The sequence below is a fragment of the Streptomyces sp. NPDC037271 genome, from assembly GCF_055603605.1.
Window position 1 is genome coordinate 402,627 of sequence record NZ_JBVJVN010000003.1, and the last position, 24,797, is coordinate 427,423.

General features: G+C 72.1%; 22 protein-coding genes and 1 pseudogene. 9 read left to right on the plus strand and 14 right to left on the minus strand.

The window, feature by feature from the left end; translation table 11 throughout:
• Positions 1-482: 482 nt before the first annotated feature.
• The 3 genes from dacB (at position 483) to ACZ7G3_RS09635 (ending at position 3,574) form a co-directional block, all read left to right on the plus strand.
• Positions 483-1,838, plus strand: coding sequence for a D-alanyl-D-alanine carboxypeptidase/D-alanyl-D-alanine endopeptidase (gene dacB / locus ACZ7G3_RS09625; RefSeq protein ID WP_470924485.1), 1,356 nt, complete (start codon positions 483-485; stop codon positions 1,836-1,838).
• Positions 1,839-1,983: 145 nt separating this feature from the next.
• Positions 1,984-2,796: a GNAT family N-acetyltransferase gene (locus tag ACZ7G3_RS09630; protein ID WP_470924487.1), complete on the plus strand. Its 813-nt coding sequence runs from the start codon at positions 1,984-1,986 to the stop codon at positions 2,794-2,796.
• Positions 2,797-3,085: 289 nt separating this feature from the next.
• On the plus strand, positions 3,086-3,574 hold the full coding sequence (locus ACZ7G3_RS09635) for a Rieske (2Fe-2S) protein (protein ID WP_426598618.1): 489 nt from the start codon (positions 3,086-3,088) through the stop codon (positions 3,572-3,574).
• A gap of 234 nt (positions 3,575-3,808) precedes the next feature.
• Here ACZ7G3_RS09635 and ACZ7G3_RS09640 read toward each other — a convergent pair whose 3' ends face one another.
• Positions 3,809-4,729, minus strand: coding sequence for a LysR family transcriptional regulator (locus ACZ7G3_RS09640; RefSeq protein ID WP_426598619.1), 921 nt, complete (start codon positions 4,727-4,729; stop codon positions 3,809-3,811).
• Between the two features lie 74 nt (positions 4,730-4,803).
• Between ACZ7G3_RS09640 and ACZ7G3_RS09645 the strand changes: the two genes are divergently transcribed.
• A complete protein-coding gene (locus ACZ7G3_RS09645; protein WP_470924489.1) occupies positions 4,804-5,928 on the plus strand; it encodes a DMT family transporter in 1,125 nt (374 codons plus the stop codon).
• Between the two features lie 554 nt (positions 5,929-6,482).
• Here the strand turns inward: ACZ7G3_RS09645 and ACZ7G3_RS09650 are convergent.
• Positions 6,483-7,832: an aminotransferase class I/II-fold pyridoxal phosphate-dependent enzyme gene (locus tag ACZ7G3_RS09650; protein ID WP_470924491.1), complete on the minus strand. Its 1,350-nt coding sequence runs from the start codon at positions 7,830-7,832 to the stop codon at positions 6,483-6,485.
• Between the two features lie 35 nt (positions 7,833-7,867).
• Between ACZ7G3_RS09650 and ACZ7G3_RS09655 the strand changes: the two genes are divergently transcribed.
• Positions 7,868-8,560 carry a pyridoxamine 5'-phosphate oxidase family protein gene (locus ACZ7G3_RS09655; protein ID WP_470924493.1) on the plus strand — a complete coding sequence of 231 codons (693 nt, stop codon included), beginning with the start codon at positions 7,868-7,870 and terminating at the stop codon, positions 8,558-8,560.
• Between the two features lie 252 nt (positions 8,561-8,812).
• Here the strand turns inward: ACZ7G3_RS09655 and ACZ7G3_RS09660 are convergent, their stop codons facing one another.
• The 4 genes from ACZ7G3_RS09660 to ACZ7G3_RS09675 all read right to left on the minus strand — a co-directional run bounded on the left by ACZ7G3_RS09660 (position 8,813) and on the right by ACZ7G3_RS09675 (position 12,586).
• The gene (locus ACZ7G3_RS09660) at positions 8,813-9,754 is read right to left on the minus strand and encodes a DMT family transporter (RefSeq protein WP_426598659.1); all 942 of its coding nucleotides are present in this window, start codon (positions 9,752-9,754) and stop codon (positions 8,813-8,815) included.
• Positions 9,755-9,954: 200 nt separating this feature from the next.
• On the minus strand, positions 9,955-10,959 hold the full coding sequence (locus ACZ7G3_RS09665) for an EamA family transporter (protein WP_470924495.1): 1,005 nt from the start codon (positions 10,957-10,959) through the stop codon (positions 9,955-9,957).
• Between the two features lie 96 nt (positions 10,960-11,055).
• Entirely contained in the window at positions 11,056-11,595 is a 540-nt protein-coding gene (locus ACZ7G3_RS09670; protein WP_470924497.1) for a Clp protease N-terminal domain-containing protein, read from the minus strand.
• A gap of 340 nt (positions 11,596-11,935) precedes the next feature.
• Positions 11,936-12,586 carry a PadR family transcriptional regulator gene (locus ACZ7G3_RS09675; RefSeq protein WP_426598625.1) on the minus strand — a complete coding sequence of 217 codons (651 nt, stop codon included), beginning with the start codon at positions 12,584-12,586 and terminating at the stop codon, positions 11,936-11,938.
• 408 nt (positions 12,587-12,994) lie between these two features.
• On the opposite strand from ACZ7G3_RS09675, the gene ACZ7G3_RS09680 reads away from it, so the two are divergent.
• Positions 12,995-13,804, plus strand: a complete 810-nt coding sequence (locus ACZ7G3_RS09680; protein ID WP_426598626.1) for a PhzF family phenazine biosynthesis protein — start codon at positions 12,995-12,997, stop codon at positions 13,802-13,804.
• Between the two features lie 48 nt (positions 13,805-13,852).
• Here ACZ7G3_RS09680 and ACZ7G3_RS09685 read toward each other — a convergent pair whose 3' ends face one another.
• On the minus strand, positions 13,853-14,803 hold the full coding sequence (locus ACZ7G3_RS09685; RefSeq protein WP_470924499.1) for a CPBP family intramembrane glutamic endopeptidase: 951 nt from the start codon (positions 14,801-14,803) through the stop codon (positions 13,853-13,855).
• A gap of 90 nt (positions 14,804-14,893) precedes the next feature.
• Positions 14,894-16,411, minus strand: coding sequence for a glutamate-cysteine ligase family protein (locus ACZ7G3_RS09690; RefSeq protein ID WP_426598628.1), 1,518 nt, complete (start codon positions 16,409-16,411; stop codon positions 14,894-14,896).
• A 551-nt stretch (positions 16,412-16,962) separates the two neighbouring features.
• Between ACZ7G3_RS09690 and ACZ7G3_RS09695 the strand changes: the two genes are divergently transcribed.
• From ACZ7G3_RS09695 to ACZ7G3_RS09705, 3 genes and pseudogenes are all read left to right on the plus strand, one after another.
• Complete coding sequence (locus ACZ7G3_RS09695; protein ID WP_470924501.1) at positions 16,963-17,547, plus strand: hypothetical protein; 585 nt, start codon at positions 16,963-16,965, stop codon at positions 17,545-17,547.
• 274 nt (positions 17,548-17,821) lie between these two features.
• Complete coding sequence (locus tag ACZ7G3_RS09700) at positions 17,822-18,025, plus strand: DUF5999 family protein (RefSeq protein ID WP_426598630.1); 204 nt, start codon at positions 17,822-17,824, stop codon at positions 18,023-18,025.
• A 219-nt stretch (positions 18,026-18,244) separates the two neighbouring features.
• Positions 18,245-18,442 (plus strand): annotated as a pseudogene (locus ACZ7G3_RS09705) (LacI family transcriptional regulator); the annotation flags it as partial.
• Positions 18,443-18,630: 188 nt separating this feature from the next.
• Here the strand turns inward: ACZ7G3_RS09705 and ACZ7G3_RS09710 are convergent.
• From ACZ7G3_RS09710 to ACZ7G3_RS09735, 6 genes are all read right to left on the minus strand, one after another.
• Positions 18,631-19,299 (minus strand): potassium-transporting ATPase subunit C, encoded by a 669-nt coding sequence (locus ACZ7G3_RS09710; RefSeq protein WP_470924503.1) that lies wholly within the window; start codon positions 19,297-19,299, stop codon positions 18,631-18,633.
• Between the two features lie 5 nt (positions 19,300-19,304).
• Positions 19,305-21,395, minus strand: a complete 2,091-nt coding sequence (gene kdpB / locus ACZ7G3_RS09715) for a potassium-transporting ATPase subunit KdpB (protein WP_470924554.1) — start codon at positions 21,393-21,395, stop codon at positions 19,305-19,307.
• Positions 21,396-21,532: 137 nt separating this feature from the next.
• Positions 21,533-23,194, minus strand: coding sequence for a potassium-transporting ATPase subunit KdpA (gene kdpA, locus ACZ7G3_RS09720; protein ID WP_470924505.1), 1,662 nt, complete (start codon positions 23,192-23,194; stop codon positions 21,533-21,535).
• Positions 23,195-23,201: 7 nt separating this feature from the next.
• Positions 23,202-23,291, minus strand: coding sequence for a K(+)-transporting ATPase subunit F (gene kdpF, locus ACZ7G3_RS09725; RefSeq protein WP_426598633.1), 90 nt, complete (start codon positions 23,289-23,291; stop codon positions 23,202-23,204).
• Positions 23,288-23,464, minus strand: coding sequence for a hypothetical protein (locus ACZ7G3_RS09730; RefSeq protein ID WP_426598634.1), 177 nt, complete (start codon positions 23,462-23,464; stop codon positions 23,288-23,290). The genes kdpF and ACZ7G3_RS09730 overlap by 4 nt, the downstream gene beginning before the upstream one ends.
• A gap of 625 nt (positions 23,465-24,089) precedes the next feature.
• Positions 24,090-24,686, minus strand: a complete 597-nt coding sequence (locus tag ACZ7G3_RS09735) for a DUF1707 SHOCT-like domain-containing protein (protein ID WP_470924508.1) — start codon at positions 24,684-24,686, stop codon at positions 24,090-24,092.
• Between the last annotated feature and the right edge of the window lie 111 nt (positions 24,687-24,797).

Genomic DNA, 24,797 nt, shown 5'->3' on the forward strand with positions numbered 1-24,797 from the left:
ACGGGCGGTGAGCGCCGGACATGGTCGCCGGGTGCCCACGTCCGCGTCGTACGGAGACGGTGGCGCCCATGGTGGCCGCGCGCACCCCTACGCCGAGATCCGCGCAATGGCCGCGGACGCCGCTCACCCGCATTCGGTTCCCGACCCGCGCCTCCGGCCCGGCGCCGGCACGGATTACCCGAAGGTCCCTTTCCGGTGCGTGAAAGGGCAGGGGAGGTGCCCGTACGACACCGAAAGGACTCTTTCACAAAGACGCACGGAAATGGGTTTCGTAATTCACTGGCCGTCAGAAACCACCTCGACAGCCCGTCGCGGGCGCCCTCCCCCTGACGCCCAGGCCGCACCCGTCACGAGACGGTCATGAACCGTCACGAGTCGTTCACGCGCCATCAATTTCCGATCCTGCCGTCCAACTGACGGCTGGTAACGTGCCCATCGTTCCACCCCACAGAACGAAGTAATCGATCTTTGGATTTCACTTTATGACTGGTACGCCGGACGAAACCCCCACCAACACTTTCGCCCCGGGCGGACGCCGTCGGCACCGCAGGGCAAGAGTGAGCCGCCTCGGCGCGCGACGCGCCCTCGTGCTCGCGATGGCCGTGCCCGTGGCCTCCGCCACGCTGGCCGGCACCTCGGCCTTCGCCGCCGACGACAGCACCACGACGGCGCAGGGCATCTCGGTCGACGGCCTCGACGCCGACGACGCCCGGTTGGTCAAGAACCTCAACGAGCGCGTCGCCGACGAGCGTCTGGGCTCCGACGTCAGCGGCGTGGTGCTCGACGCCGACTCGGACACCGCCCTCTGGGACCACAACGGCTCCACCACGCTCATGCCGGCTTCCAACGCCAAGCTCGCCACGGCCACCACCGCGCTGACGCTGCTGGGCGCGAACCACGAGTTCACCACGAAGGTCGTGTACGGCGACGGCACCCTCACCCTCGTCGGCGGCGGTGACCGCACCCTCACCAGCGACGACGTCGCCGAGCTGGCCAGGACGGCCGCCGACGGTCTCAAGGCCGCGGGTCTGTCCGGCGTCAAGGTCCGCGTGGACGACAGCCTGTTCGCCGCTCCGAGCCTCGCCAAGGGCTGGAACGAGGGCTACTACCCCACCGAGGTCACGCCGGTCCGTTCCCTCGTCGTCGACGGCGCCGCCGTGCACGACACGTCGATCAACGCCGGCAACGTCTTCGCCGAGCAGCTCGCCGCGCAGGGCATCACCGTAGACGGCGACGTCAGCCGCGCGACGGCCAAGCGGTCCGACGTGCCCGTGGCGCAGCACAAGTCTGCGCCGCTGTCGGCCATCGTCAAGCAGATGCTCAAGACGAGCGACAACAACATCGCCGAGACCCTGCTGCGGATGTCCGCCGTGGAGCTGGGCAAGCCGGCCACCTTCGAGAGCGGCACCGAACTCGTCCGCCAGGTGCTGAGCTCGTACGGGATCTCGCTCGACAACTTCGAGATGTACGACGGCAGCGGGCTCTCCCGTGCCGACCGCATCCCGGCCGCGACCCTCGCGCAGCTCCTCGACGCGATCACGGAGTCTCCCGCCCTGAGCTCGATCCTGGACGGGCTGCCGGTCGCCGGCGAGGCCGGTTCCAGCCTCGGCCCGGAGTGGGGACGCTTCGACGACGCCAACTCCCAGTGCGCCGTCGGCAAGGTGCAGGCGAAGACCGGCACGCTCACCGGGGCCATCGCCCTGAGCGGTGTCACGCGGACCGAGGACGGCGAGTGGAGGATCTTCTCCTTCATCGAGAACAACTCGTCGGCCGACCCGAGCGACATCAAGGACGCCATGGACGGCCTCGCCGCCACCGTGAACGGCTGCTGGGCCTGACCGGCCACCGCGTCTGACACATCGCACACCACGGTCCGTCCGCGCGCCGCCCACCGGCGGCGCGCGGACGGGTGAACCTTCCGGCCCCTCCCGCTCGTTGACTCCTCCGACGGCATTCAGCGCACGCGACGTTTGAGGAGTTTCGGTGAAAGATCTCGCGGACTCGATCGAATCGGTGGAGCAACTCGCCACGGTCTGGCGGACCATGGTCCTCGACCGTGCCCCGGATGCCGACGTACGTGACCTTCCGGGCATCGCGGTCCGCTGGGCGGACTGCCGTTTCGCCTTCTGGAACTGCGTCACGCTGACCGACGTGAAGGCCGACGCGCAACTCGTGGAACGGCGCCTGGCCGAGGCCGCGGACATCATGCGCGCCAAGCGGCGTCCCGGTTTCCTCTGGCTCTTCGAGGACCTCCTGGACGACGGGGCGCGGGCGGTCCTGGACGACGCGGCCGGGCGGGCGGGGCTCCGGCTCGCCTTCCCCGGCACCGGCATGGCCGGGGACCTGCTTCCCGTCCCCGATCCGGTCCATCCCGACCTGACGTTCGTGCGCGTCCGCTCCGACGACCAGCTGACCGCCTACGCGGACCTCAACTCGCGTGCCTACGGCTTCGACCTGGACGAGGGCCGCGACGGGCTCGCCGGCTCCGCGCTCTGGAAGAACGACGTGCACGCCTATCTCGGCCTGCGCGACGGTGTCCCGGTCGCCTGCGCCGCAGCGGTGGCGGCCGAGGGCCGTCTCTTCGTCGCGCTCGTCGCCACGGACCCCGAGTGGCAGCGGCGGGGCTACGGCGAGGCCGTCACCAGGAAGGCGCTGCACGAGGGCGGGCGGGCCACGGGTCTGACCCGTGCCACCCTGCACGCGACGGAGGCCGGGGCACCCGTGTACCCGCGCATCGGTTTCCGGCCGAACTCGCCGATCCGCTTCTACGGGCTGCGGGACCGCGCTTCAGCCTGAGGCGAGACCGACGCGCGTGACCCGGTCCTCACCCCCCGCCCGCATCCCACGGGCGCCCCGGGCGCCGACCCACCGCCACGACCGCGACCTCATCCGCAGTGCCCCGCCGAGATTGACGGGTACGGCCGCCACCAGGGACGCAGCCCCGCCGACAGCCGAACGACAGCCTTGTTTTACGCCCGCCCGACCGCCGGCGCGACAACATCTCGGCACGGTCTGAACAGCATGTGTCCCGGGGCCGTACCTCTCGGCAGATCATCACGCATCCACCCCGGAAGGGAACCCCAGCATGACCAGCGCATCGTTTCACCCCGCAGGACCGGCCCGTCGTACCGTCGTGGCGGCGGCCGGAGCGGCGGGGCTCGCCGTCGCGCTGACCGCGTGCGGCGGCTCGGACGACGACGCTTCGGACGGCACCGGCGCCGCTCCCTCGGCTCCCGCCTCCGAGGAGGCGGACGGCGGCGGTTCCGGAGGTGGCGCGAACGCCGAAGCCGCGCTCGCGGCGACCGCCGACATCCCCGAAGGCGGCGGCAAGGTCTTCGCCGACCGGAAGGTGGTGGTCACGCAGCCCTCGGCGGGCGAGTTCAAGGCGTTCTCCGCCACATGCACCCATCAGGGGTGCGCGGTGAAGAGCGTGTCCGACGGTGTCATCAACTGTCCCTGCCACAACAGCAACTTCTCGATCACCGACGGCAGCGTGCAGAGCGGTCCGGCGACCAAGCCGCTGCCCGCCGTGCAGATCACGGTCAGCGGGGACTCGATCCAGCTGGCCGGATGACGGTGCCGCAGCACCGGGACCGGAAGATCATGACGACGTCCGGCCAGCGGTTCGTGGGCGAGGCGCCGCGCACCGGCGGGCTGTGTGCCGAACTCGCCGTCCCGAGGAGGCTATTCCGTCCGCAGGAATTCCGGTCCGGAGGAGATGGCGCACGACGGCCGGCACGCCCGTCTGCGTCTGCCCCCCGGGAAGGCCGTCTCCCGGGCCTTCGCACACTGGCGTCGGGGTGATCGCTCACCCCGTCTGCCCCGCCTCCGCCACCTCCCTCGCCGTCGTCCGCAACGCCTCCACCGCCGCCCGGATCGACGGGCGGCGGTCGGCGTCCGCGCGCCAGACGACGTACACGTGCCGGCGCACCCGCTGCTTCAGTGGCGCGGTGACGACCCCCTCGGGCATCGGATGGCGCCCGAGCAACGGGGCGATGCACACACCGAGCCCCGCGGCGACCAGCCCGAGCTGGGTGTGGGTCTCGGCGGCGCGATGGCCGATGACCGGCTCGATGCCCTTCGAGCGCAGTGTGAACATCAGCCATTCGTGACAGAACTCGCCCTCTCCCCACGTGATCCACTCGTCCTCGGCGAACTCCGCGAGGTCCACCTCGCCCCGGCCCGCGAGCCGGTGGCCGACCGGCAGGGCCACGCCGGCGGGATCGTCCAGGAGCGGCGCCTTGACCAGGCCGTCGGGCAGCGGCATCGGCTTGTTGTACCAGTCGAGTACGACGGCCAGGTCGAGGTCGCCGCGCACCACACCGTTGACGCCGCGCTCCGGCTCCAGCTCGCAGGAGCGGATGCGCAGCGCGGGGTACCCGGCGCGCAGGGTGGCCAGTGCCGCGGGGAAGAGTCCGCGGGCGGCCGTCGGGAACGCCGACAGCCTCAGTTCGCCCGCCACCTGGCCGCGTTGCGCCTCCAGGTCGGCCTGGGCGAGTTCTACCTGGGAGAGGATGCGGGCCGCGTGCTCGGCGAGCAGCCGGCCCGCGTCCGTGAGCCGTACACCCCGTCCGTTCTTGGCCAGCAGCTGCTGGCCGGCCTCGCGCTCCAGCTTGGCCATCTGCTGGGAGACGGCCGAGGTGGTGATGTGCAGGCCGGCGGCGGCGCCGCTCACCGATCCGTGCCGGGCGAGGGCGTCGAGGGTACGCAGGCGCTCCAGGTTCAACATGTAAGTGATGCTACGAGATATCCGGTGCGAAATCTCGATTGTGCTACAAGGATGGCTGTACCATCGTTGCCTCCATGAGCAGTAGCGACACCTCCTCCCCGTCCCTCCGCGCCCTCGACTGGCGGCTGCGCTTCGGACTCCTCTCCCTCGTCTGGGGTTTCAGCTTCCTCTTCATGAAGGTGGGCACCGAGAGTTTCGCCCCGTTCCAGGTCACACTGGGGCGGTTGGTGTTCGGCACGGCGGTCGTCGCCGTGGCGATGGCGGTGAAGCGTGAGCGACTGCCGCGCGGGGCGCTGACCTGGGTGCATCTGACGGTCGCCGGGTTCCTGCTCAACGCGTTGCCGTTCTCCCTGTTCGCCTTCTCGGAGCTGACGATCCCGTCGTCGCTCGCGGGCATCTGCAACGCGACCTCGCCACTGTGGGGCATGGCCCTGTCGCTGGTCGCCCTCTCCGAGGACCGGCCGACGCGGCGGCGGGTGGCAGGCCTCGGCATCGGCTTCCTCGGCGTCCTGACGGTCCTGGGCGTCTGGCAGGGCTTCCACGGCCTGGACGTCACGGGCACGGCGCTGGCCCTGCTGGCCTCGCTCAGCTATCCGATCGGCTGGATCTACGTCCGCCGCACACTGGCCGGCTCCAGCCACTCCCACCTCTCCCTGACCGGCGCCCAGCTGCTCCTGGCCACGCTGCAACTGGCCGTCGTGACACCGCTCTTCACTTCGGTGCCGAGCAGCTTTCCGGTGCTCCCGCTCCTGGCTGTCGTGGCGCTGGGCGTCCTCGGCACCGGGCTCGCCTTCCTGATCCAGTACGACCTGGTCGCCGAGGTCGGCCCGACGACGGCCCAGATGGTCACCTACTTCACCCCGGTCATCGCCACGGCCGCGGGCATCGCGCTGCTCGGCGAGTCGCTGTCCTGGTCGACACCGGTCGGCGCGCTGATCGTCCTCGCGGGCGCGGCGCTGACACAGGCACGGCCGAAGTCCACCACGGGCGGCACGGGCGGCACAGCCCGGAACGACGCCATGAACGTCACGGTGGGCACGAGCGCCACCGACGGCACTGGCGCCGCGGCAGGCACGGATGCCACGACCGGCACAGGCGGCCCGGCCGACACAGTCGACTCGGCCCGCTCGGCCGGCGATGACGGCACGGCGGAGGAGCGGACGCGCCGGTCGCGAGTGCGTGAGAAGGCGACGGCGTAGGCGGGCGGCCCCGGGCGGCCGGCCCGTCGCGCGCACCGGGTTCGGCACGGCCCCGGACCGGCCCCGCGGCCCGCGCCGACCGGACCGTCGTGGGCGGCCGGCAGACCCCCGGCACCTCCCGCGACTGCCGCCGGCCCAACCGGCGAACCGGCACGCTCCACCGACCGACGACCGCAGCCGACCCCGGGGACGGCCACCACGCCACCACGCCGCCCCGGCCGGCCGCGCGGGCCGCACATCTCCGAACGAACCACCCGCACGCCCCCGGCGACCACCGGGACCCGGCCGAAGTCCAGCCACCGGCTCCAGCCGCCACCGGAACCGGCCGAGCCCCAGCCGCCACCTCCAGCCACCACCAGAACCCGGCCTAACCCCAACCACCGAAGCCCGGTCGGCGCCCGATCACCTGTCGCGGCCGCCCGCCCGCGAGCGGCGTGTACGGGCGAACCACCACCCGCCCGGCGGCCGGCCGCACACCCCAAAGGCCCTACCCGGGGCCCGTCCTCCGCGCCGCAGCCCGGAACGAGGCGGCGCAGCCGGGTGGAACGCGCACGTCAGACATAGTTCCGGAGCTGCCCCGGCCCCGCTCCCGCCCCTGGCCCGACCGCAGCCGCGACCGCGTCCGCGAGAGGCCCGATGTCGCCCTCCGTCAGCGTCGAGACCGTGATCCGGATGCCGGGCGGGGCGCTCACGCGGAAGCGTGCGCCCGGCGCCACGGCCCAGCCGGCGTGCAGCAGCCGGGCAACAGCGCCCGTCTCGTCCGGCACCGGGATCCACACGTTCATGCCGCTGCGTCCGTGCGCGGCGACCCCGCGTTCGGCGAGGGCGCCGAGGAGCCGGTCGCGGCGCCGCCCGTACTCCGCCGCCACCGCGTGCGCGTCCACCGCGCCGTCCGCCCACAGCCGGGCCACCGCCCGCTGGGTGATACGGCTGACCCAGCCGGGGCCCAGCCGCTGCCGCCCGCGGACCCGGTCGAGCGTGACGGCGTCCCCGGTGAGGACGGCGAGGCGCAGGTCGGGGCCGCACGCCTTGGCGGCCGAGCGGACGAAGGCCCAACTGTGCGTGGTACCGGCGAGCGGATGCAGGGGCAGGTCGACGATGCGGTGACCGTGGTCGTCCTCGATCAGCAGCGTCCGAGGGTGGTCGCGCAGCACGGACCGCAGGGCACGCGCGCGCGTGGCACTCACCGCGGCGCCGGTCGGGTTCTGCGCGCGGTCCGTGACGACCAGGGCGCGGGCGCCGCCCTCGAGGACCCTGCGTACGTCGTCGGGCAGTGGCCCCTCGTCGTCGACCCCGACGGCGACCGTGCGCAGGCCGAGCGCGGGGACGAGGTCGAGGAGGCTGCCCCAGCCCGGGTCCTCGACGGCGACGGCGTCGCCCGGCCTGAGGTGGGTCGTCAGGACCCGCTCCATGGCGTCCAGCGACCCTGACGTGACGGCCACGGGCCCGTCCGGCACCCCGTCGGCGTCGAGTTCGGCCCGCGCGCGGCGCACCAGGTCCGGCTCCACCGGGTCGTCCCCGTACAGCACCGGTTCCCGGTCGCCCTGCTCGGCCGCCGCGGCGAACACCGGTCCCAGCGCGGGCAGCAGCCCGGGGTCCGGGTTGCCCGCGGACACGTCGCGCACGCCCTCCGGCACCTCGACCCTGATGAATTCGCGCCCGGTGGTGGCCGGCTTCGCGCGCACCCGGCTGCCCCGGCGCCCGGCCGTCTCGATGACCCCGCGCTCACGCAAGGTGCGATAGGCGGCGGCGACCGTGTTCGGGTTCACGCCCAGCCGTTCGGCCAACTCCCGCATCGGCGGCAGTGGCTGCCCCGGCTTCAGCTCCCCGGAGCCCACCGCACGCTCGACGCTCGCGGAAATCTCCGCTGCGCCCCGCCCTGTGATCCGATACTCTCCTAGCACAAAGTCAATTATGCACTAGTGCAATGGAGAGCGCCATGCAGGGGACCACGGAGACGCACACGCCGTCGCAGCCCGGCACCGCCTACCCGCCCACCGACCGCACCGTCCCCACCCGTTCCCCCGACCGGGCCTCCTACGACAAGGAACTGGTGCACTCGATACTCGACGAGGGGTACGTCTGCCATCTCGGTTTCGTCCGCGACGGCGCCCCGGTGGTGCTGCCGACGCTCTACGGCCGGGTCGGCGAGCGGCTCTACGTACACGGCTCGACGGGCTCGCGCCCCCTGCGGATGACGGGCGCGGCCGACCCGGGGCTGCCGGTGTGCCTGACGGTGACGCACGTGGACGCGCTGGTGCTGGCCCGCTCGGCGTTCCACCACTCGATCAACTACCGGTCGGTGGTGGTGCACGGCACCGCGTACGAGGTGACGGACCCGGAGGAGAGGCGCACGGCCCTGGACGCCCTGGTCGACCACGTCGTCCCCGGCCGCTCCCGCGACTCCCGGCCGGCCAGCAAGAAGGAGCTGGCCGCCACCGCCGTGATCCGCCTCGATCTGAACGAGGTCTCCGCCAAGCTCCGCACCGGCGGTGTGAACGACGAGCCCGAGGATCTCGCCCTCCCCCACTGGGCCGGCCTCGTCCCGCTGCGCAAGGGCTACGACGCCCCGGTCGCCGACCCGGACCTGGCCTCCGGCACCGGCGTGCCCGACTACCTGTCGGCCCTGTGACGTCGGCGAATCCGTCCGACGGCGGCCAGGAGAGTGCCCCGGGGCCCGCGATCTGAGCGCATGTCCCGGCTCGCGTCCCGGCTCGCGCCCTGGCGCGTGCCCGGCGCGTGTCCCGGCAGAGCAGTGCGCAAGGGGCGTGCCGCTGTGGCGGTCGCTCCGGTCGGCGACCTTGCGACGGATTCGCCGGCAGGGGCGGCTGACGGTCCCGCCCCTGCCGGAAAAGGGGCCTCTCCCGCCGAGAGGCCCCCGCCGTCACGCCGGCGCCGACCGCGTCCGCGCCTCCCGGGTCTCCGCCACCGCGAGCCCCGCGACCGAGCCGAGCATCAGCAGGGTGCCGGCGAGCGTCGCCACCGTGAGGTGCTCCCCGAGGAGCAGGACGGCGAGGACCGCCGCGCTGACCGGCTCCAGCAGCATGACCACGGAGACGGTGGCGGACCGGACGACGGCCGCGCCGGCGAAGTAGAGCCCGTAGGCGAGGGCGGTCGGGACGGCGGCGACGTACGCCAGGAGCCACAGGAGCCGGACCGGTTCGGCGGTGTGCGGCACCAGGCCCTCGGCGAGGGCGAACGGCAGCAGGCAGAGACTGGTGACGGCGAAGGCCCCGACGGACGTACTGGCGCCGTCCGCCCCGCCGTCCCGTCCCCACCAGCGGGTGAGCAGCGTCATCACGGAGTACCCGGCGGCGGACAGCAGTGCGAGGAGCACGCCCGACGGACGGACGGTCGTACTTCCGCCGCCGAGGACGAGCACCACGAGTCCCGCGAGCGCACCGACCACGGCGGCGGCCCCGCCCCGGCCCAGGTGCTCCCCGAGGGCGAGGCGCGCGCCGAGCGCGATCAGCACCGGGCCCGCGCCGAGCGTGACGACGGTGGCCACGGCCAGCCCGGTGGACTGCACCGCGGCGAAGTAGGCGGTCTGGAACACCGCGAGTCCGAGGCCGGTGACGACGGCCCGCAGCGCCTTGCGGGCGAACGGCTCGCGTACGGCCGTGCGCGCCCGCGGGCGCAGCGGATGGACGGCGAGCAGCAGCACGAGCCCGGCCGCGCACCGCCAGAACGACAGGGCGACGGGCCCCATGTCGCTGGCCCGGTAGACCAGCGAGGCGGCGGCACCGGCGGTGCCCCAGGCGGCACCGGCGACGATCAGATAGAGGAGGCCACGCCCGACGGGCAGGCCGGAGACGGCATTCGACACGGCATTCGACACGAGTTCTCTCCGCAGACGCGCACGGGGCGCGGGAGTTCGAAGCGGCCCCGGAAGGACCGGAGGCGCGAGGACTGCGTCTGCGGGCAGCACCGTCCGGCCCGGCGACAGCGCGCCGGGCTGGTCACAGGGGCCCGCCTCAGGCGGCCGGAGGCGGGAGGACGAGTGCGTCGGAATGCATGATCAGCACCTTAGGCCGCCGTTTCCCGGCTGGACAACTCCCTTTCCCCTCCGCCGCCCGCCACGGGGTCCGGGGAGCCTTTCGCGGGCGTCGACGACTGGGCGATGAAGGCGCCCACCAGGACCACGATGCCGCCGATGATCTGCGGGGGCGACAGGTGTTCGCCGAGCAGCACCCAGGCCAGGACGGTCGCGATGACCGCTTCGAGGCACGCCACGACGCCCGCGACCTGCGGTGAGAGGCGGCGCACGGCGACGATGCCGGTGACGTAGGCGAGGACCGTGGCGATGAACACGATCCAGGCCAGCAGCAGGGCGGCGGCGACGGGTGTGCCGTCCATCGGGACGGTGTGGGTGAGCAGGGACCAGTCCATCGACCAGGGGCGGGCGACGACGGTGAGCACGGCGGCCCCGACGAGCAGGCCGTAGGCGATGACGCCGAGCGGGTCGGGCGCCTCGTCACCGGCGTCACTGCCCTGGTCGGACAGGACGAAGTAGCCGACCTGGCAGCAGGCCGCGCCGAGCGCGAGCAGCAGTCCGACGGCGTCGAAGCGCAGCCCCGACCAGACCTCCACCACGCAGGCGAGCCCGCCGACCGCGAGGACCACACCGAGCGCCGCGGCCCGCGTCACGGGCCGTCGTTGCACGAACCGCACCCAGCCCAGGACGAGGGCGGGTGCCAGGTACTCGACGAGCAGGGCGACGCCCACGGGGATACGGGAGATGGCGGCGAAGTAGCAGGCCTGTACACCGGCCACGGCGAGCAGCCCGAACCCGGCGAGCAGCCCGGGGCGGCGGCGCAGCAGGGCGCGGTGGCGCACGGCGAGCGGCAGCATCACCAGGGCCGCGCCGGCCACGCGCAGCCAGACCACGTGGAGCGGGTCGAGTCCCGCCTCGATCAGCGGCTTCGCCGCGACCCCGGAACCTCCGAAGGCGACCGCGGACGCGAGCGCCAGGCCGAGCCCGGCGCCCTTTCCGCGGCTGCCGCGAGCGCTGTCAGACGTATGCACCGGCACATGATGACAGGGGACGACATGACCGTCACCTCCAATGACCCCTGTCTCGCCGACTGGACACGACCACGGCACGACCGAGGGCGAGCCGGGGCGGGCTCAGGCCGTCGCCTCGAAGTGGTCGTCCACCCGGGCGAGTACGGCCTGTGGCTCGACGGCGGCACGGGCGAGTACCTCGACGGCACGCGCCTGCGGGTCTGCGACGAGGGCGGCGAGCAGGTCGACGCCGCAGGCCCCGGCCGCCCCGCGCCGTTCGGCGCGTGCGCGGGCGGCTTCCATGGCCGCGGCGGCCAGCGGCGAGAACCCTGCGGCACCGGTCACCACGGGTACGGCGCCGGAGTCCTCGACGGCGGCCTGCCAGCGCAGGCCGTAGCCGATGCTGCGCTGCACGAGGTAGCCGAGGAGCCGGGCGACCCGCGCCCCCTCGCCGAGGACGGTACGCGCCTCGGGGTCGTACTCCAGGAGGGAGTGCAGCAGGTGGGCCGTGTCGATCTGCCGGTCTCCGTCCCGCACGGCTCTGCGACGGGCCCCGGAGACCACCGACGCCAGTTCCGCGCGGAACGGGGCATCGGCGTCGGTGCCGACCGGGCGCCGGCCGCCTTGCTCGCCGGCCGACTGCCGGGGGATACGGGATTGCACACCCCTAGCTCATCAGTCCCTCGGGACCGGGTCATCCCCGAAGGGGAGCATTTCGGCATCCCGCGCAGAGGCTACCCAGCCGACCGGAATCTCCTCCTTACGGATGAGATCAAGCCCTTTCGTCCTCCCGGGCGCGCGCCGCCTTGTCGCGCTCTCCCCGGCGACCGAGGCGTTCCGCCGCGCGTCCGACCGGGGCATGTGAAGCGGGTGCCCGCCCGCGGCACCGATCGCCGTCCACGGCTGCCCGTACGTGTCCGAGGCGGGCCGGCCGAGCAGGCCCGCACGCGAAGGTGCCCCGCGGATCGCTCCGCGGGGCACCTGGCCACTCCGTCCGTCCGGGTCAGTCCTCGTCGGCGAGGATCAGGTACAGCTTCTTGCGGGCGTCACCGATGACGGCGAGCGCCTTCTCCCGCTGTTCCTTGCTGCCGGTCTTCCAGACCTGGCCGAACGCCTCCATCAGCCCGAAGCCGGCCTGCCGGATGTCGTTCAGGGCCTCCCAGTCGACGCCCCGCGAGGCCTCTTCCCAGGGCGCCTCCGGACCCTCCTCGGACGCGGTGCGGCCCGCCTCGGTGAGCGCGAAGAGCTTCTTGCCGCCCTCGCTCTCGCTGGCGATCAGCCCCTCGTCCTCCAGCAGTTGGAGCGTGGGGTACACCGAACCGGGGCTGGGCTTCCACGCCCCGCCGCTGCGCTCGGCGATCTCCTGGATCATCTCGTAGCCGTGCATCGGCCGGTCCTTCAGGAGGGCCAGGATCGACGCCCGTACGTCGCCGCGCCGCGCCCTTCCCCTCGGACCGCCACGTCCCCGGCCGCCCCAGGGCCCTCCATGACCGAAGCCCGGCCCGAAGGGGCCGCCGCCGTGACCGCCGCCGGGGCCGCCCGGCCCGAAGGGGCCGAAGGCCGCACGCCGGCCGTCGAAGCCGCCGTGACCGAAGGGGCCACCCTCTCCGCGGCCGTGTCCGCCGTGCCCACGCTCGTATCCGTGGCTGTGCATCGCCATCACTCCATCCAGTCGTTGATCGATCACGATGCTTCAACGATATATCGGAACGTTTCGACTGACAAGCCCTTTGCAAAGGGGCGCCGTGCTCCGGAAGTCGTACGTCTCTGTCGCCGCCGGCTGTGCGAGGCTCGTCGATGAGCCGACGGAGCAGGCGCGTTCGCGGGATCCCGCCGCACGCTCTCGCCCGGCGGACGCCTCATTCCCGACCGACGGTCCGTCCCGGCGGACGCCTCACTCCCGACCGACGGTCCGTCCGGCGGACGCCTCACTCCCGACCGACGGTCCGCCCTGGTGAACCGGACCGCCGCACGCCCCGCACCTGCTTCCCGTCACAAAACCGGTCCAGCACTCGCGCATTGGCCTTGGTCCGCGGCTCCGCGGAGCGTCTAGCGTCGGAGCATGCGCATCCGAATCGTCGACGCCTTCACCGACCGGCCCTTCGCCGGCAATCCCGCCGGGGTCCTGCTCCTCGACGCCTTCCCGGACGACGACCGGCTCCAGCGGGTCGCCCTGGAGGTCAACCACGCCGAGACCGCGTTCGCCCACCGCCTGCCCGACGGCGGCGAGGCCGACTGGGCGCTGCGCTGGTTCACGCCGGCCACGGAGGTCGCGATGTGCGGCCACGCCACGCTCGCCACCGCCCACGTCATGCACACCACCGGCGCCCACGAAGGCCCGGTGCGGTTCGCCACCCGCAGCGGCGTCCTCGTCGCGACGCCCCGCGAGGACGGCTCGATCACCCTGGACTTCCCTACCGCGCCGCTCACCCGGGTCGAGCCGCCCGCGGGCGTCGCCGAGGCCCTGGGCGCCGAACCCCGCGCCGTCCTCGACACCGGTCCGGACGTGGGGGACCTGCTGATCGAGGTCTCCGACGAGAAGACGGTCCACGGCCTGACGCCGGACCACAAGGCGCTGGCGGCCCACTCCGCGCGCGGCGTCATCGCCACCGCCCGTGCGGAGGACCCCGCCCGTGGCTACGACTACGTCTCCCGCTGCTTCTTCCCGAACGTCGGCATCGACGAGGACCCGGTCACCGGCAGCGCCCACACCGCCCTCGCGCCGTACTGGTCCGAGCGCCTCGGCCGCCCCGACCTCACCGGGCTGCAGGCCTCGCCCCGCTCCGGCCGCGTCCGCACGGAACTGCGCGGTGAACGCACACTGCTGAGCGGGCACGCGGTGACGGTGATCGACGGAGAGCTGCTGGTCTGACCCCGTGGAGGGGCGTGGGCGAGAGGCGCCCGCGCCGCCCGCTCCCCTTCACGCCGTCGGCAGCCAGTCCACCTTCCCGGCCAGCAGCGCGTAGCCCACGAAGGCCCCGATGTCGAGCAGCGAGTGCGCCACCACCAGCGGACCCACGCGCCCCCACCGGCGGTAGAGGTACACGAACACCACGCCCATCACCATGTTGCCGATGAAGCCGCCGATGCCCTGGTAGAGGTGGTACGACCCCCGCAGCACCGAGCTGGCCGCCAGTGACGCGCCAGGACTCCAGCCGAGCTGGTCGAGCCGGCGCAGCAGGTAGCCGACGACGATGACCTCCTCCAGGACGGAGTTCTGCACCGCCGACAGAATCAGCACGGGGTACTTCCACCACACGTCGGGCAGGGCCTCGGGCACCACGGTGAGGTTGAAGCCGAGGCCCCGTGCGGCCAGGTAGAAGGCGATGCCGGTGCTGCCGATGACTGCGGCGACGGCGGCCCCGCGGCCCAGGTCCGGCCACGGACGGCCGCGGTCGAAGCCGAGTGTGCGCAGGCTCCGCCCCTCCCGCAGCAGGAAGTGCGCGACGAGGGCGACCGGGACGAGCGCCGTGGTGATCCCGAAGAGCTGCCACGCCAGGTCCAGCCAGGGACGGCCCGGGGCCGCGGAGGCGTTGAGGGTGGCCGCCTGGTCCTTGAGCCCGCCGGGACGGGTGACCGAGCCGATGAAGCTGATGAGGGCGGACACCCCGCTGGCGCCGAGCGACAGCGCCAGGACGAGCAGCGTCTCGTCACGCAGGGTCCGTCGCGAGAGCCGCTCCCGAGGAACCGGTTCCCCACGAACCGCCCTCTCCCGAACCGGCCTCTCCCCACCGACCGGCCTCTCCCCACCGACCGGCCTCTCCCCACCGACCGGCTTCTCCCCACGAACCGGCTGGTCGTCACCGACCGGCTTCTCGCCACGAACTGGCTTCTGAGGGAACGAATCGTCCACCGGGCCCGCCTCCGCCATGCACACCTGCCTCCAGCTGGGACGTCACAGCTTGCCCGATCAGTGTGAGGCGGTGCGCGGCGGGGGCGGGGCCGGCGGTCGTGGCGGGGATCAGCCCAGCCGCGCCGGCTCCGGCAGACCCACCGGCCACAGGTGTACGGGATGGCCCTCGCGCATGAGCTCGACGTAGCGGCGGGTCGTGGCGGCCAGCGCGGCCTCCCGGGACAGGCCGGCCTCCAGCGCCCGGTGGAAGGTGGCCGCCTGCCAGGACGCGCCGTTGACCCGGCGCCGGCACCGCTCCTCGATCACGCCGAGGTACAGGTCCCGGTCGGCGGGCTCGACGCCCCACGCGTCCAGCCCGGCCTCGGCGAGCGGCAGCAGCTCGTCGCGTACGAGGACGGCGGCGTCGACCTCGGTGGTGCCGCCCAGCCGGCCGCGCCGGGGCCATTCGAAGCGGGCGTCGATGCCGTGGCGGCACGCGGCCTCGAAGTTGGCGGCGGCGGCCTCGAACGGCAGCCGGGTCCATACCGGCCGGGGCTCCTCGGCGAGCGCGCGGACGACGCCGTAGTAGAAGGCCGCGTTGGCCATGACGTCGGTGACGGTGGGGCCGGCGGGCAGGACGCGGTTCTCCACGCGCAGGTGCGGGACACCGTCGGCGACGTCGTAGACGGGGCGGTTCCAGCGGTAGACGGTGCCGTTGTGCAGGACGAGTTCGGAGAGCGAGGGCACGCCGCCCGCGTCCAGGACCTCCAGCGGGTCCTCGTCGTCGCAGATCGGCAGGAGCGCCGGAAAATAGCGCCGGTTCTCCTCGAACAGGTCGTACGCCGAGGTCACCCACCGCTCGCCGAACCAGGTGCGCGGTCGGACGCCCTGGGCCTGGAGCTCGGGCGGGCGGGTGTCGGTGGACTGCTGGAACAGCGGGGGGCGCGACTCGCGCCACAGCTCGCGGCCGAACAGGAAGGGCGCGTTGGCGCCGACGGCGATCTGCGCGGCGGTGACCGCCTGGGCCGCGTTCCACACATCGGCGAAACGGTCCGGGGTGACCTGGAGGTGCAACTGCACCGAGGTACAGGCGGCCTCGGGGGCGATGGACTTGGAGGTGCAGGTCAGGCGCTCGACCCCCTCGATGTCGAGGGTGAAGTCCTCGCCGCGGGCGGCCACGATCTGCTCGTTGAGCAGGGCATAGCGATCGACGGCGGAGAGATTGGAGGAGACCAGGTCGTCCCGGTCCAGTGTCGGCAGAATCCCGATCATCGCGATGCTCGCGTCGACCTCGCCGGCCTTTCGGTCCGCATATGCCAGTGCCGTACGGATCTCCTCGGCGAGGCGGTCGAATACCCGGCCGCCCAGTCGATGTGGGGCAATGTTGACTTCCAGGTTGAACATGGCGAGTTCTGTTTGGAAGTCGCGGCTCGCGATGCGTTCGAGGACTTGCGCATTCAACATTTTCGGCATCCCGTCGGCACCGACGAGATTCAATTCGATCTCCAGCCCCATCAGGTTCTTCGGGCGATCGAACCGCTTCTCCGCCAGAAGCCGCTCCAGGCCCGTCAGGCACCGCTGGAGCTTCTCGCGGTAGCGCTGGCGATCGGACAGGTCGAACTGACCTGCCACGACCTTCTCCCCCATGGAAGAGTCCCTTCTAGAAGCGGCGCGTCGAAGATCCGGCCGCCGGTGGCCGGTCAGGTGGGATGATGCCCAGCCGAAGCGATCGATAACGTCCCCGGACCGGCCCGGCACCCGCTACTCTGTGCCGATGTGACCACTGGCACATTCACCGGGCATGGCACGTCGATCAGCTCCCTGCCCGGTAACTCGTGAAAAACGCCGACGACAATTGGCCGACCGCTTGGTGAACATTCCCCGAGGTCATCGTCGTACACCCGGTCGTAAATCCGGAGGATTCCCGCATATCGACGACCGAATGCAACCTTGTACTGGTTGCCGGAATCGGCTAGTCGAAACACAGTCTGAACACATGTCGTATAAACTCCGCGGACAAGGCAGACGACCGGCGCCCACGGTCGATGGATCCTGCCGCCGAGCTGACGCGCGGCAGGCCTCGCCCCCTTCTCGGTTCTCGGACCCGGCCCCTGCCTCCCCAGCCCCGTGAGCTGACAGCGTCGTCCGCCCCGCTCCGCCCTCGCGCCACCGTGCCTTCGAATGAGAGGCGACCCATCATGCCCCTGCATGTCCCCCCGGCTCCCGCGCCCGCCCTGCGCTCCGTCCTCACCGCCCTCTCCTCTCCCACCGCGGTCCGCGAGGCCCGGACTCCCTCCCTGCTCGGCACCCAGGGCCCCGCCACGCCCGAACTACCGCTGCCCGTGCACGTCCTGGACGGGATCACGGCGGAGGGCGTGACGGCGACTCGACTGACCGGGTGGCGGTTCCTCATCCGCTGCGGCGACCGTGCGGTGGCGGCGGCGGAGACCATGCTGACCCCCGACGGCTGGGCGTTCTCACGCTTCTTCGAGGGCCCCTACGTCGCCTCGACCGAGCGCGCGCTGCGCCAGGCCGAGTCGGTCCCCCAGGCCTACCAGCCGCGTCTGCTGTCGGTTCCCGGGCTGTACATGCTCACGCTGTGGCTGCACGGCGACTGCACCGCGGACGCCGCCGCCGGACACCCCGCTGCCACCGACCTGCTGGTACCGCTGGCACCGGCCCCTCCCGGCATCGCGGCCCACCGGCCGCACCGGGTCTCCGAACTGCTGCCCGTGCTCACCCACCGGGTGACGCCGACCCGGCTGCTGCGCTCCCCCGCCTGACCCGCCCCGCTCACCCACCCGCGCGGACTAGCCTCATCCGGCCATGTCGAACCACCCGAAATGACAGTGCAGTTGAGATGAACCGTCCGCGCGGGTGGTGCGTCATCAACCTGTGAGAAGCGGTGCTGCGAAATACCTGCGGATCGACGCCCGTGGGGCAACACTGGGTCAGGACCGACCAATACAACGGGGGGCGGCCATGAACGACGCTTCACGCCGCGAGACAGCCAAGACAGCGAACGCACCCGCGACAACAGACCGAGAGACCCCACTCATGTGTCAGCACCAGCCACCGTGCCCCTCAGTCGACTCCGCCGACCGGGAATCCGCCCGCCTCGTGGCGCACCACCCGGAGCAGGGCTGGAGCCTGCTGTGCAACGGTGTCGTCCTCTTCGAGGACACCGGTGAGCTCCTGCCGGACGGCCGGGCCATCGCCCCGCACCGCCCCGTCGGAGCGGGCCTGACGGCCGCCGCCTGAGCACGGGCCGGGCGGCGTGTCACCACTGCGCCCGGTGAACCACGGGGCCGGCCCGCAGACACCTCTGCGAACCGGCCCCAACGCGTGTCCGGCGCCGGTCACTCCACGTGGTTCACCGTGCCCTCGCGGTCATGGCGCGGTGTTCCAGGCGCAGGAACGCCCACCCCCGCCCGGCCACCCGGTTCCCGGAAGACGACAGCCGCGGGACTGGAACGTTGGAGCGTCGTCGGCTTCGACGACCTTCCGGAGGTCCGCCGGTCGGCCACGCCCCTGACGACCGTGCGGCAGCCGCTCGCCGACATGCAAGCCCCGCCGCCCGTACGGCTCCGTCCGGCTCGCGACGAGCAGCCGGAATCACCGCGGGTGGAACTCGTGCTCCGCTCGAGCACGGCGCCGCCTGCTGCGCGGTGCCCCTGACACGGCCGTCGCGACCGAAGGGCACGCGGGCGTGCGGGCGTGCGGACACTCGACAGGCACGCGGACATGCCAAGGCATGCGGTACGACGGCCGTGCCGCGCGGTGCGGGAGCCGGCGGCCCCCGGGACCTCCTCGTGCCGTCGGCTCCCGCCCGCCCGTACCGCGCCGTACGATGCCGGCGATCCCGCTCAGCTCTTCTTCATGAGCCTCTCGAGGCCGATGTTCAGTTCGAGGACGTTCACCCGCGGCTCGCCGATGAAGCCGAGGGTGCGGCCCTCGGTGTGCCGGTCGACGAGCCCCCGTACCTCCGCGACGGGCAGGCCGTTCCGCTGGGCGACCCGGGCAATCTGCAGGCCGGCGTAGCGCGGGGAGATGTGCGGGTCCAGCCCCGAGCCGGAGGAGGTCACCGCGTCGGCGGGGATGTCCGACCGCTCGACGGTGTGTCCGGGCACCGAGTTGTCCTTGATGACGGCGGCCTGCGCCGCCCTCACCTGCTCGACGAGTTCCGGGTTGTCGGCGGCCAGGTTGGTGGCGCCGGACAGGATGAGCCGGTACTGGGTGTTGACGGTGTTCTCCCCGAGTCCGTTGGCGGGGCGGCCCTGGAACCACTTGAGGTCCGGGTCCGGAGTCTCCTGACCGGGTTTCAGCGGCAGGTGGTACGACTGCCCGATCAGCGAGGAGCCCACGACGCGGCCGTCCGCCGAGACCTGCGAGCCGTTCGCCTTGCCGTGGAAGAGGGCCTGGGCGACGCCGGTGACCACCAGGGGGTAGAGGACGCCGGTCACCAGGGTCAGCACGAGGAGGGCGCGCAGGCCGGCCCCGAGCAACCGGCCGGTGTTCGATACCGAGTTGTTCATGGCGGTCAACCGATTCCGGGGATGAGGGACAGGAGCATGTCGATGGCCTTTATGCCGATGAAGGGGGAGATCAGCCCTCCGATTCCGTAGACCGCGAGGTTGCGCCGGAGCATCCGGTCCGCGCTCATCGGCCTGTACCGCACGCCGCGCAGGGCGAGCGGCACCAGCGCGACGATGATCAGTGCGTTGAAGACGACCGCCGACAGGATCGCGGAGTCCGGCGAGGACAGGCGCATGATGTTGAGCTTGTCCAGGCCGGGGTAGACCGCCGCGAACAGCGCCGGGATGATCGCGAAGTACTTGGCGACGTCGTTGGCGATGGAGAACGTGGTGAGCGCGCCCCGGGTGATGAGGAGCTGCTTGCCGATCTCGACGATCTCGATGAGCTTGGTCGGGTCGGAGTCGAGGTCGACCATGTTGCCGGCCTCCTTGGCGGCCGACGTGCCGGTGTTCATCGCCACCCCGACATCGGCCTGCGCGAGCGCGGGCGCGTCGTTGGTGCCGTCGCCGGTCATCGCGACGAGCTTGCCGCCCGCCTGCTCCCGCTTGATCAGGGCCATCTTGTCCTCGGGCGTGGCCTCCGCGAGGAAGTCGTCGACACCCGCCTCGTCGGCGATCGCCTTGGCCGTCAGCGGGTTGTCGCCCGTGATCATGACGGTCTTGATGCCCATGCGCCGCAGCTCCTCGAACCGCTCCCGCATGCCCTGCTTGACGACGTCCTTCAGATGGATCACCCCCAGGACGCGGGCGCCGTCGCCGTCCTCCACGGCTACCAGCAGCGGTGTACCGCCCGCCGCGGAGATGCCGTCGGCCAGCCGCTCCGTCTCCTCGGCGACCTCGCCGCCGCACTCGCGCACCCAGGCCATCACCGACCCGGCCGCGCCCTTGCGGATCCTCCGGCCGTCGACGTCGACGCCGGACATGCGGGTCTGTGCGGTGAACGTGATCCATTCGGCGCCGGTCAGCTCGCCCTGATGCCGCTCACGCAGCCCGTACCCCTCCTTGGCGAGGACGACGACCGAGCGGCCCTCGGGCGTCTCGTCGGCCAGCGAGGAGAGCTGCGCGGCGTCCGCGACCTGGGCCTCCGTCGTGCCGCGCACCGGCACGAACTCCGCCGCCCGCCGGTTGCCCAGCGTGATCGTGCCGGTCTTGTCCAGCAGCAGCGTGGAGACGTCCCCGGCCGCCTCGACGGCGCGGCCCGACATGGCCAGGACGTTGCGCTGGACCAGGCGGTCCATGCCCGCGATGCCGATCGCGGAGAGCAGGGCGCCGATGGTGGTCGGGATCAGGCAGACCAGCAGCGCCACCAGCACGACCAGCGTCAGCCGTGTGCCCGCGTAGTGGGCGAAGGGCGTCAGCGTGGCGCAGGCCAGCAGGAAGACGATGGTCAGCGAGGCCAGCAGGACGTTCAGCGCGATCTCGTTCGGCGTCTTCTGCCGTGCCGCGCCCTCGACCAGGTTGATCATCCGGTCGATGAAGGTCTCGCCCGGCTCGGTGGTGATCCGCACGACGACGCGGTCGGAGAGGACCTTGGTCCCGCCGGTCACGGCACTGCGGTCACCGCCCGACTCCCGGATGACGGGCGCCGACTCGCCGGTGATGGCCGACTCGTCGACCGAGGCGACGCCTTCGACGACGTCGCCGTCACCGGGGATGACGTCTCCGGCCTCGCACACCACCAGGTCGCCGACGCGCAACTCGGTGCCGGGGACGGTACTCCCGTCGACCCGGCGGGCGACCGTGTCGGTCTTGGCCTTGCGGAGCGTGTCCGCCTGCGCCTTGCCCCGGCCTTCGGCGACGGCCTCCGCCAGGTTGGCGAAGAGCACGGTCAGCCAGAGCCAGGCACTGATGGTCCACCCGAACCGGTCCCCCGGGTCCGTGAAGGAGAAGACGGTGGTCAGCACCGAGCCGATCCACACCACGAACATCACGGGCGACTTGACCATCACCCGCGGATCGAGCTTGCGGAACGCCTCGGGCAGCGAGGCGACCAGTTGCGCGGGCGTGAAGAGCCCCGCGCCGGCCCGGCCCTCGGCGGGCGGCCGGCCGGTGGGTACGTCGCTGTGCGGCGCCCGGTTCTCGGTGGCTGTGGACATGGAGTCCTCGTGCTTCTGTATACGAGCCTTGGGGATGCGGGCCTTGGGGATGCGGGTCTTCTGGCCTCGGGCCTTCTGGCCTCGGGTCTTCTGGCTGCGGGTCTTCTGGCTGCGGGTCTTCTGCAGGGGACGGGTCATCACGCCAGCCCTTCGGCCAGCGGCCCCAGGGCCAGCGCCGGGAAGTAGGTGAGACCGACGATGATCAGGATCGCGCCGACCAGCAGGCCGGTGAACAACGGCTTCTCGGTGCGCAGGGTGCCCGCGGTGGCCGGCACCGGCTGCTGCCCGGCCAGCGAGCCGGCCAGGGCCAGGACGAACACCATGGGCAGGAAGCGGCCGAGCAGCATCGCGAGCCCGGTCGTGGTGTTGAACCAGTCGGTGTTCGCGTTCAGGCCGGCGAAGGCCGAGCCGTTGTTGTTCGCGGCGGAGGTGAAGGCGTACAGCACCTCGGAGAAGCCGTGGGCGCCGGGGTTGAGCATCGAGTTCGGCGGGGTCGGCAGGGCCATCGAGAGCGAGGTGAACACCAGCACCAGTGCCGGAGTGATCAGGATGTAGACGGCCGCCGGCTTGATCTCGCGGGGGCCGATCTTCTTACCGAGGTACTCGGGCGTTCGCCCGACCATGAGCCCCGCGATGAAGACCGCGATGACCGCCATGATCAGCATGCCGTAGAGCCCGGATCCGACACCGCCGGGTGCGATCTCCCCCAGCATCATGCCCAGCATCGTGATGCCGCCGCCGAACCCGGTGTACGACGAGTGGAAGGAGTCGACGGCGCCGGTGGAGGTGAGCGTGGTGGTCACCGCGAAGATCGACGAGCCGCCGACCCCGAAGCGCAGTTCCTTGCCCTCCATGGCGCCGCCGGCGATCCGCAGCGCGCCCTCGTGGTGGGCGAACTCGGTCCACATCATCAGGGCGACGAAGCCGATCCAGATGGTGGCCATGGTCGCGAGGATCGCGTAGCCCTGGCGCACCGAGCCGACCATGACGCCGAAGGTCCGGGTCAGGGAGACCGGGATGAGCAGGATCAGGAAGATCTCGAACAGGTTCGTGAACGGCGTCGGGTTCTCGAAGGGGTGCGCACTGTTGGCGTTGAAGTAGCCACCGCCGTTGGTGCCCAGTTCCTTGATGACCTCCTGCGAGGCGACGGCGCCGCCGTTCCACTGCTGCGAGCCGCCCATGAACTGACCGACCTCGTGGATACCGGAGAAGTTCTGGATCACCCCGCAGGCGACCAGCACGAGCGCGCCGACGACGGCGAGCGGCACCAGCACCCGGGTGACCCCGCGCACCAGGTCCGACCAGAAGTTGCCCAGCTCCCCGGTGCCGGCGCGCGCGAAGCCCCGGACGAGGGCGACGGCGACCGCCATGCCGACGGCCGCGGAGACGAAGTTCTGCACGGCCAGGCCGGCGGTCTGCACGACGTGGCCCATCGTCTGCTCGCCGTAGTACGACTGCCAGTTGGTGTTGGCCACGAAGGACGCGGCGGTGTTGAAGGCCTGCGCCGGCTCCACGGAGTCGAAGCCGAGCGAGCCAGGCAGGACGCCCTGGACGCGCTGAAGCAGGTAGAGGAAGAGGACGCCGGCGAAGGAGAAGGCGAGCACGCCGCGCAGATACGCGGTCCAGCGCATCTCCGTCTCCGGATCGGCACCGATGCCCTTGTAGATCCACTTCTCGACCCGCAGGTGTTTGGGAGAGGAGTAGGCCCGGGCCATGTAGGTGCCCAGGGGTGCGTGCACGATCGCCAGTGCGCCGATGAGGGCCAGCGCTTGGAGCACGCCGGCGGCTATGGGACCCATGTGGCTCTCAGAACCTCTCCGGGAAGATCAGGGCGAGGACGAGATAGCCCAGCAGGGCGACGGCCACGAGCAGGCCGACGAGGTTCTCGGCGGTCACAGCTTCGTCACCCCCTTGGCGACGAGAGCCACCAGCGCGAAGACCGCGATCGTGGTGACGACGAAGGCCGCATCGGCCATCGTGAGCTCCTGGAGTGAGGTTCGGTTGCGACTAGGACGCTCCGAGCAAAACCCCTCGTCCGACCGGATACGACCACCGTTGACGGGTCCCATACGGTGCTCTGTGCCGCATTGACGGATCTCTTACGGCGTCCTGGGCGGGGCGACAGGAGTGCCGACCCCGCCGCGACGACGCAGGTTCTCTTCGGCACCGCTGAGAGCACGACGAAGCGCACGTCGGACCCCGCCAAGGACCGCCGCCCCGCCCCGCGGCCCTACACCGCCCCAGGGCCCCGACTCGACGACACGCCGTACGACGGTCGCCGACCGCGTGTGCCGAACAGCGCGTTGAGCCTCGCTGCCGGGCCGCTCACCCCCGCCTTTCCTGGCCGACCGGGTCACCGGCACGGCCCGGCCCAGATCTCGCGGGCACCGGCCGGCCAGCCGTCCGCCACCTACGCCACCTGTTGCGTACCGACTCGTCCGCACCGACGGACCGGCTGGGTTACGGACCGTGGACCGCGTCCCGGAGTACCGATCGGCACGCCGGACCCGCGGCAGCCCCTCGGCGAGGACGCGCAGACGTCGGCCGCGTCAGGCCCACTGCTGCGCTGCGCTGCGCTGAGCTGAGCGACGGCGCCGCACCGCCTGTGCGACCGCGTCGAACGCGGGACCGCGCTGACGGTCTTCACGCCCTGCGGTCCGGAATGACCCACCGTGCCCGCGGGAAGCCGTGTCTCTACGCCTTTCGCCCGAACCGGCGCCTCGGCGAACGCACCACGACCTGCCCCCAGCTGATCTCTCCGGTGACCCGCACCCGCAGCACCACGGGCGTCCCGGTGCCGACGGCGCGCGGTACCTTCACCTCGGCGTACCTCGCCACCAGTGAGTCGGTGTCCACCACGACGCCGGGCCGGGTCACGAGCTTCAGCATCCCGGCGCGCATGTCGAGGTCGATGTGGAGGGTGTCGTGGGCGATCACGGCCCGGGTGAGGTCGAGTGTCACCTCTCCCCAGACCGACCGGATCTCCAACCGCCGGGGCACCACCCAGCCGTCGCCACGCCGGGTCGACGCCCCCTCCTGCTGGATGCGGACGACATCCTTCACCTCGGCGACCGGGCCTTCGCCCGGCACCACCGGCAGGTCGGCGGTCAGGACGGCCAGCTCTCCCAGCGTCCGCGCGGTGAGCGCCGCCCCCACCCGTTCGTCCAGTTCCTCGGCGGTCAGCCGACCGGCCCCGGCCGCGCCGCTCAGCACGTCCACGACCCGGTCCCGGTCCGCGTGCGAGGCCCGGAGGCCGGGCGACTCGCCGACTCGCGAGGGCAACACCGTCATCGCTCCACCCCGATCTCCCCGGGGCGGGGTGCCAGGTGAGCACCCCACCACTGCCACGAACTAACGCTATATCGCGTCATACCCAACGGCCAACCCCACGTCCACCGTTCC